General features: G+C 69.8%; 8 protein-coding genes. 3 read left to right on the top strand and 5 right to left on the bottom strand.

Annotated elements, in window-relative coordinates; genetic code table 11:
- Positions 1 to 16: 16 nt before the first annotated feature.
- From IE257_RS02870 to IE257_RS02855, 4 genes are all read right to left on the bottom strand, one after another.
- Entirely contained in the window at positions 17 to 760 is a 744-nt protein-coding gene (locus IE257_RS02870; RefSeq protein ID WP_189964158.1) for a VC0807 family protein, read from the bottom strand.
- A 144-nt stretch (positions 761 to 904) separates the two neighbouring features.
- A complete protein-coding gene (locus tag IE257_RS02865; protein WP_189964156.1) occupies positions 905 to 1498 on the bottom strand; it encodes a TetR/AcrR family transcriptional regulator in 594 nt (197 codons plus the stop codon).
- Positions 1499 to 1519: 21 nt separating this feature from the next.
- Complete coding sequence (locus IE257_RS02860; RefSeq protein WP_189964154.1) at positions 1520 to 2581, bottom strand: aldo/keto reductase; 1062 nt, start codon at positions 2579 to 2581, stop codon at positions 1520 to 1522.
- A gap of 54 nt (positions 2582 to 2635) precedes the next feature.
- Positions 2636 to 2980 carry a DoxX family protein gene (locus IE257_RS02855; protein ID WP_189964152.1) on the bottom strand — a complete coding sequence of 115 codons (345 nt, stop codon included), beginning with the start codon at positions 2978 to 2980 and terminating at the stop codon, positions 2636 to 2638.
- A 91-nt stretch (positions 2981 to 3071) separates the two neighbouring features.
- Here IE257_RS02855 and IE257_RS02850 point away from each other — a divergent pair, with 91 nt between their 5' ends.
- Positions 3072 to 3527 carry a MarR family winged helix-turn-helix transcriptional regulator gene (locus IE257_RS02850; protein WP_189964150.1) on the top strand — a complete coding sequence of 152 codons (456 nt, stop codon included), beginning with the start codon at positions 3072 to 3074 and terminating at the stop codon, positions 3525 to 3527.
- Positions 3528 to 3546: 19 nt separating this feature from the next.
- Here IE257_RS02850 and IE257_RS02845 read toward each other — a convergent pair whose 3' ends face one another.
- Positions 3547 to 4995, bottom strand: coding sequence for an MFS transporter (locus tag IE257_RS02845; protein WP_189964148.1), 1449 nt, complete (start codon positions 4993 to 4995; stop codon positions 3547 to 3549).
- A 33-nt stretch (positions 4996 to 5028) separates the two neighbouring features.
- Here IE257_RS02845 and dusB point away from each other — a divergent pair, with 33 nt between their 5' ends.
- Positions 5029 to 6189, top strand: coding sequence for a tRNA dihydrouridine synthase DusB (gene dusB / locus IE257_RS02840; RefSeq protein ID WP_372453043.1), 1161 nt, complete (start codon positions 5029 to 5031; stop codon positions 6187 to 6189).
- Positions 6190 to 6553: 364 nt separating this feature from the next.
- Positions 6554 to 9262 (top strand): pyruvate, phosphate dikinase, encoded by a 2709-nt coding sequence (ppdK, locus tag IE257_RS02835; protein ID WP_189964144.1) that lies wholly within the window; start codon positions 6554 to 6556, stop codon positions 9260 to 9262.
- Positions 9263 to 9508: the final 246 nt, after the last annotated feature.

Below are 9508 nucleotides of genomic sequence, written 5' to 3'. Positions count from 1 at the left end.
GTGGGGCGGGCCGGGATCAGGAGGCGGCTGCCGCCTCGGCCTCCGCGGCTGCCGCCTCGGCCTCCGCGGCTGCCGCCTCGGCCGCGCGACGCTCGCCCTCCGCCTGGGACCGCTTCCCGTACATGGCGGTCCACACGCCGAGCGCGCCCAGCACTCCGTAGATCATGATCGGGCTGACCACCACCATGGTCCCGGTGCTCAGCGTGTAGGCCAGGAAGACGCGGACGAGGGCCTCGGCGACGTACGCGAGGCCCCACACCAGCGTCATCCGGTTCATCGTGGTGCGGAAGCCCTCGTACTGCCACAGGCCGTTCCACCAGGCGGTGCTCTCCGGGGTGCCGTCGGTGGCGAACTTGCGGCCGAAGTAGAACATCAACGGGCGCGGTGCGAACAGCGTCGCCAGGCAGAGCAGCCCGAACAGCCCGGTCACGCCCGAGTCCTTGATCAGCAGGGCGCGGGCCGAGTGGGCGCCGACGAGCGAGACGACGGCGGTGATCACCAGGAAGACCAGGGTGACGACGGCGAACTCGTCGAGCTTGCGCCGCCAGGCCAGGCTGATGACGCTGTCGAGGACCGGCCAGGCGCTGCTGAGCAGCAGCGCGGAGAACGCGCTCCAGTGGTGGTCCTCGGTGAGCACGTTGTACGTGATGATCGGCGCGACCACGTTGAGCCCGATGGTCAGGATCCAGCCGAGCGCGGCGGCGCCGCGCGAGCGCTTCGGAGGTGCCGGTCGTGCGTCGTGAGTGGTCGGAGTGGACAAGGTTCCCCCTGGAGCGTGCCTGATGAAGTGCGGTAGGGGGACCGTATGGAGATTGACGGGACGCGAACAACCCCATCGCGCCCCAAATGATCATCAAGTTGTCCGGACTGACCGATTCCGGCCCGGGGGCCGGGTCGTCCCGCGTCAGGCGCGCAGGCCCCGGACCACGAGGGCGGTGACCGCCTCGAACTCGGTGATGATCGTCGGCGAGAGCCAGTCCGCCGCATACTGCGGATCATGGAAGCGGCCCGTGGCGTCGAACACCGCGCGCGCGGCCGCCGGCACGTCGTCGGCGGCGAGCGAGCCGGCTGCGACGCCCTCGGAGATGATCCGGCCCAGCTGGTCGATCAGCTCCGTCAGATGTGCGTCCACCACGCCGCTGTTCTCGGTGAGCAGCACGGTGTAGGTGGCGAACAGCTCCGGGTCGTCGCCCGCCTTGTGGCGCTTGGCCTCGAAGAGCGCCTCCAGCCACGCCTCCAGCTTGGAGGGAGCGCTCTCGGCGGGAGCCGAGGTGATCTGCTCCAGCATGACCACGCTCCTGGCGAGCCAGCGGTCCGTGACGGCCTCGCGCAGCGCCGCCTTCGACGGGAAGTGCCGGTACACGCTGCCGTGGCTGACTCCCAGGGCCCGGGCCACGTCCACCACCGTCGCCTTGGTGGGACCGAAGCGGCGCAGCACCTCCTCGGTGGTTTCGAGGATGCGCTCGGGGGTCAGGGGCTCGGCAGCAGCGGGGGGCATGAGTACGACCGTACCGTCAGCTCAGTGCTCGCTGTCGAGGTGGGCCATCTGGGCGGCGGGGTACCTCTCGCCGGCTGCGGCGCCCGCCGGAACGGCCTCCTCGATGGCGGCCAGGTCGGCGGCGTCGAGGGAGACGGCCATGGCACCCAGTGCCTCGGCGAGCCGGTCCCGGCGCCGGGCACCCACCAGCGGCACGAGGTCGGCCCCGCGCCGGGGCCCCTGCGCGAGAACCCAGGCGACGGCGGTCTGCGCGACACTCGCACCCTTGCCCTCGGCGACCTTGCGCAGTGCGTCCACCAGGTCGAGGTTCCGGTCGAGGTTGTCGCCCTGGAAGCGGGGGCTCATGCCGCGGAAGTCGCCCGGGGCCAGCGCGCGGTCGCGGGTGAAGTGGCCGCTGATCAGGCCGCGTGACAGCACGCCGTACGCGGTGATCCCGATGCCGAGCTCGCGTGCTGCCGGCAGGATCTCGTCCTCGATGCCGCGGGAGATCAGTGAGTACTCGATCTGGAGGTCGGAGATCGGGGCCACGGCGGCGGCCCGGCGCAGGGTGTCCGCGCCGACCTCGGAGAGGCCGATGTGCCGCACGTGCCCGGCCGCGACCGCCTCGGCGATGGCTCCGACGGTCTCCTCGATCGGTACGTCCGGGTCGACGCGGGCGATCCGGTAGATGTCGATGTGGTCCCGGCCGAGCCGCTGGAGCGAGTAGGCCAGGAAGTTCTTGACGGCCTCGGGCCGGCCGTCGTAGCCGGTGAAGCCGCCCTCGACCGTGCGGAGCGCGCCGAATTTGACGCTGGTCAGCGCCCGCTCGCGGGCCGCGGTGGGGGCCGTGCGCAGGGCTTCGTTGATCAGCAGTTCGTTGTGGCCCATGCCGTAGAAGTCGCCGGTGTCCAGCAGCGCGTCCGTGCCGGCGGGGGTGGCTTCCAGGTAGGCGTGGATGGTCGCGATGGACTCGGCGCGGTCCGCCTCCCCGTAGAGAGCGGACATCCCCATGCAGCCCAGCCCCAGCGGGAAGACGGTGGGGCCGGTGCTGCCGAGGGCGCGCCGTGCGGTGGTCATGTCGGAAGCGTTCTCGTTCTTCGTCATGCAACGAGAATGGCATGACGAGTGACATATTTCAATATCTGTCACTCGTCAGTGTCAGGCGAGGATCCGCAGGGTCAGCGCGGCCGCCGCGACCAGGGTGAGGACGGCCGCCGGCGCGAGCTCGTGGTCCTTGACCCGGAGGTGGCTGATGACCGCCCCGATGAAGTAGAGGGTCGCGCCGACGGCGGCGGCCACGCCGAGCGGAGTCACCCACAGGCCGGCCACCAGGCCGATCGCGCCCGCGGCCTTGAGGGCGGCCAGGCGTGGCAGCCACGAGTCCGGCACCTGGACCTTCTGCATGTTCGCCACGATCTGGTCGTTGCGCTGGAGGGTGAAGGTGGCCGAGGCGGTGAGGGCGAGGGCGAGCAGGACGCCGACGACGGCGTAGGCGATGAACATGGATATCTCCAACGGTTGGCGATGTGAAACCATTGAATAGCATCAACGATATCCTCAATGCAATCATTTCCTGGTTGCTACGATGTGGACCATGACGGCAGATCAGGACGGACCGCACCCTCCGCAGCGGCTGGGCCTGCTGCTCGCCTGGCACGGATCGGTCACCCAGACCCGGATGAAGCGGGCCCTCGGCGCGGCCGGGCTCACCCCGCGGCACGCGATGACGCTGATGCACCTGGAGAGCGGCCCCATCAGCCAGCGGGCGCTCGCCGAGCGGCTGGAGGTGGACCCGAGCGTGCTCGTCGGGATCCTGAACGACCTGGAGGGCGAGGGCCTGGCCGAGCGCCGCCGCGACCCGGCCGACCGCCGCCGTCACAACGTGGCCATCACCGACGCCGGAGAAGCCGCCCTCCACAAGACGAACACCGCCCTCGACGAGGTCGAGAGCGGCATCTTCGCGGGCCTCTCGGCCTCGGAGCGCGACCTCCTGCGCGGCCTCCTCGACCGGGTCAACACCTCGGCCGAGGACTTCGAGTGCGGCGAGTAGCCGCCCGCACGGATACGCGCTAGCCGCGCGGCGAACCCGCCGCGGCGGTTTCCCCCGCCTGCTCCTCCAGGGTGCGGGCGGTCCGCTCCGCCGTCGCGCGGGCCCAGGTGCCGCTCGTCGCCGCACCCACGACCAGGACCAGCAGCCCGCAGAGCGTGATGATCCACCACGCCGGCTGCGCCGCCGCAGAGAAGTCCGAGCCGTGCGCCAGGCCGGCCGCCAGCACGGAGCCGATCACCGCGACGCCCAGCGTGCCGCCGGTCTGCCGGCTCGTGGAGGCGATGGCGGCCGCGACCCCCGCCTGGGAGCGCGGCATCCCGGACACCGCCGTATTGGTGATCGGCGCGTTCACCATGCCGAAGCCGAGCCCGAACAGCATGTACCCGGTGAACAGCAGCGGGTTCGACGTCTCCGCTTCGAACAGGGCGAACAGCAGCCCGCTCGCCGCCATCGACACCCCCGCGATCAGCAGGCAGATCCGCGGCCCGCGGCTGCCCACCAGCCGCCCGGCCAGCGGAGCGAAGAAGACGGTCAGCCCCGCCATCGGCAGCATGTACAGCCCGGCGTGCAGGGCGCTCAGCCCGCGGACGTCCTGGAGGTACAGCGTGTTCAGGAAGAGGAAGCCGGCCAGCCCGGCGAACGCGCTGATCGCGATCACCGTCGCGCCGCTGAAGGGCGCGCTCCGGAAGAACCGGAGGTCGATCAGCGGCTCCTTGCAGCGGGGCTCGTGGATCAGCAGCCCCACGAACGAGGCGAAGGCCACCACCGCGCACCCCATGATCAGGGGCGAGCGCCAGCCGGCGGCCGGGGCCTCGATGATCCCGTACGTCAGACTGCCCAGCAGGGCGATGACCAGCACCTGGCCCAGCGGGTCCGGGCGCCGCGGCCGGGCCGCCCGGGACTCCGGGATGTGGCGCAGGGTCAGCGCGAACGCCGCCAGCCCGATCGGCAGGTTGATCAGGAAGATGGAACGCCAGCCCACGGAGTCGACCAGCACGCCGCCGATCAGCGGGCCCGCCGCCATGGAGATGCCCCCGACCGCCCCCCACACACCGATGGCCCGAGCCCGCTCGGCGGGATCGGTGAAGGTGTTGGTGATGATCGACATCGCCACCGGGTTGAGCATCGCACCGCCCACCGCCTGCACCATGCGGAAGACGATCAGCCAGTCGAGGCTGGGGGCGAGCGAACAGAGCAGGGAGCCGACCGTGAAGGCCACCAGACCGGCCACGAACACCTTGCGGCGGCCGATCCGGTCGGCGGTGGACCCCGCGAGCATCAGCAGCGAGGCCAGTACGAGGGTGTAGGCGTCGATGCTCCACTGCAGCCCCGAGACCGAGGCGTCCAGATCGCGGCGCATCGAGGGCAGGGCGACATTGAGCACGGTGTTGTCGAGGCTGACGATCAGCAGGCTCATGCAGCAGATCGCCAGGACGAGCACGCGCTGCCGGGGACTCGACTCGATCATGGGCCGATGCTACGTCCGCCCCACCCCCTCGGCATGCGGGACAATGGGCGGATGACCACGCTCCCTCCGCCCCTCGCGATCGGCCCGCACACCGTGCAGCCCCCGGTGGTGCTCGCGCCCATGGCCGGCATCACCAATGCCCCGTTCCGTACCCTCTGCCGGGAGTTCTCGGGCGGCAAGGGGCTGTTCGTGAGCGAGATGATCACGACCCGCGCCCTGGTCGAGCGCAACGAGAAGACCATGCAGCTGATCCACTTCGACGAGACCGAGAAGCCCCGCTCGATTCAGCTGTACGGGGTGGACCCGGTCACGGTCGGCAAGGCGGTCCGCATGATCGTCGAAGAGGACCGCGCCGACCACATCGACCTCAACTTCGGCTGCCCGGTCCCCAAGGTGACCCGCAAGGGCGGCGGCTCGGCCCTGCCCTACAAGCGCAACCTGCTGCGGGCCATCCTGCGCGAGGCCGTCGCGGGCGCCGGCGACCTGCCGGTCACCATGAAGATGCGCAAGGGCATCAACGACGACCACCTCACCTACCTCGACGCGGGCCGGATCGCCGTCGAGGAGGGGGTCACCGCCATAGCCCTGCACGGGCGGACCACCGCCCAGCACTACGGCGGCACCGCCGACTGGGACGCCATCGCACGGCTGAAGGAGCACGTGCCGGAGATCCCGGTGCTCGGCAACGGCGACATCTGGTGCGCGGAGGACGCGCTGCGCATGGTCCGCGAGACCGGCTGCGACGGCGTGGTCGTGGGCCGCGGCTGCCTGGGGCGCCCGTGGCTGTTCAACGACCTGGTGGCGGCCTTCGAGGGGCGGCCCGAGGACTTCCACAAGCCCACCCTGCGCGAGGTCGCGACCAGCATGCACCGCCACGCGCAGCTGCTGGGGGAGTGGATCGGCGACGAAGCCCGCGGGGTGATCGACTTCCGTAAGCACGTGGCCTGGTACCTCAAGGGCTTCGCGGTGGGGTCCGAGATGCGGCAGAAGCTCGCGGTCACCTCTTCGCTGGCCGAGCTGGACGCTCATCTGAGCGAGCTCGACCTGGACCAGGCGTGGCCCGAGAGCGCCGACGGCCCTCGTGGTCGGACGTCCGGAAACAACCGAGTTGTCCTGCCGGACGGCTGGCTGAAGGACCCGTACGACTGCGCGGGCGTGAGCGAGGACGCAGAACTGGACACCTCCGGAGGCTGACAAATCGCCCTCCGTGGTGCGTGATATACGCCACGCATGGGGAGGGTTTCGCTCAGATGAGCAGATGAATCGCGGATAAGACTTTCAAAGGGTGGCACTGGGTGCCACCCTTTGTGCGTTCAATACTTGAACGCAAAGGTATCGATGATCGCTCATCCGAGCGTGATCAGGCCTCAGGAGCCCCCTCACCCTTCGGGATGTGAAGGCTCTTCGGGGTTTCTGATTACCCATGAGTTACTTTCGATCTGCTGGCGCACGGGTGGTTACAGCCGTATGACGACCAAGTGGACGTACCCAGAAGCCTTCGATCTGGGTATGTTCCTGGCCGTCAGGGCAGCCACCGAGCCTCGAGGAGTCGAGACCCGTGTCGGAAAACAAAGATCAGAAGTTCGTCTACGACTTCACCGAGGGCAACCGGGACCTCAAGGACCTTCTCGGCGGCAAGGGAGCCAACCTCGCCGAGATGACCAACCTGGGTCTGCCGGTCCCTCCCGGCTTCACCATCACCACCGAGGCCTGCAAGGTCTACCTCGACAGCGGCACGGCCCCGGCCGCGCTGCGCGACGAGGTCAGCGCCCACCTTGCCGCCCTCGAGACCAAGATGGGCAAGAAGCTCGGCCAGTCGGACGACCCGCTGCTGGTCTCCGTGCGTTCCGGTGCGAAGTTCTCGATGCCCGGCATGATGGACACCGTCCTGAACATCGGTCTCTCCGACGCCTCCGTGAAGGGCCTCGCCTCGCAGGCGGGCAACGAGCGCTTCGCGTGGGACTCGTACCGCCGCCTCATCCAGATGTTCGGCAAGACCGTCCTGGACGTCGACGGCGAGCTCTTCGAGGAGGCCCTCGACGAGGCCAAGGCCGCCAAGAAGGTCACCGTCGACACCGACCTCGACGCCGCCGACCTGAAGAAGCTGGTCACCCGCTTCAAGAAGATCGTCGCCAAGCAGGCCGGCCGCGAGTTCCCGCAGGACGCCCGCGAGCAGCTCGACCTCGCCGTCGAGGCCGTCTTCAACTCGTGGAACACCGACCGCGCCAAGCTCTACCGCCGCCAGGAGCGCATCCCGAGCGACCTGGGCACCGCGGTCAACGTCTGCTCCATGGTCTTCGGCAACCTCGGCCCCGACTCCGGCACCGGCGTCGCCTTCACCCGCGACCCCGCCAGCGGCCACGCGGGCGTCTACGGCGACTACCTCCAGAACGCCCAGGGCGAGGACGTCGTCGCGGGCATCCGCAACACGGTGCCGCTCGCGGACCTGGAGACCATCGACAAGGCCTCGTACGACCAGCTCATGACGATCATGACGACGCTGGAGAACCACTACAAGGATCTCTGCGACATCGAGTTCACCATCGAGCGCGGCCAGCTGTGGATGCTCCAGACCCGCGTCGGCAAGCGCACGGCGGGTGCGGCCTTCCGCATCGCCACGCAGCTCGTGGACCAGGGCCTGATCACCGAGGCCGAGGCCCTCCAGCGCGTCACGGGTCACCAGCTCGCGCAGCTGATGTTCCCGCGCTTCGACGAGGACGCGAAGACCGAGCTGCTCGGCCGCGGTATCGCCGCCTCCCCGGGCGCGGCCGTCGGCAAGGCCGTCTTCGACTCGTACACGGCCGTCAAGTGGTCCCGCTCCGGCGAGAAGGTCATCCTGATCCGCCGCGAGACCAACCCGGACGACCTCGACGGCATGATCGCCTCCGAGGGCATCCTGACCTCGCGCGGCGGCAAGACCTCGCACGCCGCCGTCGTCGCCCGCGGCATGGGCAAGACCTGTGTCTGCGGCGCCGAGGAACTGGACGTCGACACCAAGCGCCGCCGCATGACGGTCGGCGACACGGTCATCGAAGAGGGCGACGTCGTCTCCATCGACGGCTCCACCGGCAAGGTCTACCTCGGTGAGGTACCCGTCGTACCGTCCCCGGTCGTCGAGTACTTCGAGGGCCGGATGCACGCCGGCGCCGACGACGCCGACGAGCTCGTCGCCGCCGTCCACCGGATCATGGCCTACGCGGACCGGGTCCGCCGCCTGCGGGTGCGCGCCAACGCCGACAACGCCGAGGACGCGCTGCGCGCCCGCCGCTTCGGCGCCCAGGGCATCGGCCTGTGCCGCACCGAGCACATGTTCCTCGGCGAGCGCCGTGAACTGGTGGAGCGACTGATCCTCGCGGACACCGACGAAGAGCGCGAGGCGGCACTCAGTGCCCTCCTGCCGCTGCAGAAGAAGGACTTCGTTGAGCTGTTCGAGGCGATGGACGGCCTGCCCGTCACCGTCCGCCTCCTGGACCCGCCGCTGCACGAGTTCCTGCCCGACATCACCGAGCTGTCGGTGCGCGTCGCCCTCGCCGAGTCCCGCAAGGACGCCAACGAGAACGACCTGCGCCTGCTCCAGGCCGTGCACAAGCTGCACGAGCAGAACCCGATGCTGGGTCTGCGCGGTGTCCGTCTCGGCCTGGTCATCCCCGGCCTGTTCAAGATGCAGGTCCGGGCGATCGCCGAGGCCGCCGCCGAGCGCAAGAACGCCAAGGGCGACCCGCGCGCCGAGATCATGGTCCCGCTCGTCGGCACCGTCCAGGAGCTGGAGATCGTCCGCGACGAGGCCGTCCAGGTCATCGCCGAGGTCGAGGCCGCCACCGGCACCAACCTCAAGCTGAGCATCGGCACGATGATCGAGCTGCCGCGCGCCGCCCTGACGGCCGCCCAGATCGCCGAGGCCGCGCAGTTCTTCTCCTTCGGCACGAACGACCTGACCCAGACGGTGTGGGGCTTCTCCCGCGACGACGTCGAGGCCAGCTTCTTCACGGCCTACCTGGAGAAGGGCATCTTCGGGGTCTCGCCCTTCGAGACCATCGACAAGGACGGCGTCGGCTCCCTCGTCCGCCACGCGGTCAAGCAGGGCCGGGCCACCCGCCCCGACCTCAAGCTCGGCGTCTGCGGTGAGCACGGCGGCGACCCCGAGTCCGTCCACTTCTTCCACGAGGTGGGCCTCGACTACGTCTCCTGCTCGCCGTTCCGGATTCCGGTGGCGCGCCTGGAGGCCGGCCGTGCGGCCGCCGAGGCGAAGGGCAGCGACAGCCGCTGACCCCTGGGCCGCCAAGGGCCCCATAGACCGCGCCTGTCCCCGGGTTCCCTGACGACCCGGGGGCGGGCGCGCCTATTTTTGTTGTTCAACAAATCTTTACGCCAGCAGGCGGTGGACGGATCCCCACCCGTCCACCGCCGCTGTCATTCTGCCGGGCACGTCGGCGCTTCCCGGTGCGACCGACCGCCAGGCCCCGCAAAGCCCCCCACGGCCTTCGCGGAGCGTTTCGGTCGCACCGGAGTGTGC

It is taken from the genome of Streptomyces avidinii (assembly GCF_014650695.1).
Taxonomy (GTDB): Bacteria; Actinomycetota; Actinomycetes; order Streptomycetales; family Streptomycetaceae; genus Streptomyces; species Streptomyces avidinii.
The sequence above is the reverse complement of the archived record's forward strand: the minus strand, read 5'-3'. Positions and strand labels throughout refer to the sequence as shown.

Excerpts from the sequence above, each read along its gene's own strand:
- IE257_RS02865 (WP_189964156.1), bottom strand. The coding sequence starts at position 1,498 with ATGCCCCCCGCTGCTGCCGAGCCCCTGACCCCCGAGCGCATCCTCGAA.
- IE257_RS02860 (WP_189964154.1), bottom strand. The coding sequence starts at position 2,581 with ATGACGAAGAACGAGAACGCTTCCGACATGACCACCGCACGGCGCGCC.
- IE257_RS02855 (WP_189964152.1), bottom strand. The coding sequence starts at position 2,980 with ATGTTCATCGCCTACGCCGTCGTCGGCGTCCTGCTCGCCCTCGCCCTC.
- IE257_RS02850 (WP_189964150.1), top strand. The coding sequence starts at position 3,072 with ATGACGGCAGATCAGGACGGACCGCACCCTCCGCAGCGGCTGGGCCTG.
- IE257_RS02845 (WP_189964148.1), bottom strand. The coding sequence starts at position 4,995 with ATGATCGAGTCGAGTCCCCGGCAGCGCGTGCTCGTCCTGGCGATCTGC.
- dusB (WP_372453043.1), top strand. The coding sequence starts at position 5,029 with ATGCGGGACAATGGGCGGATGACCACGCTCCCTCCGCCCCTCGCGATC.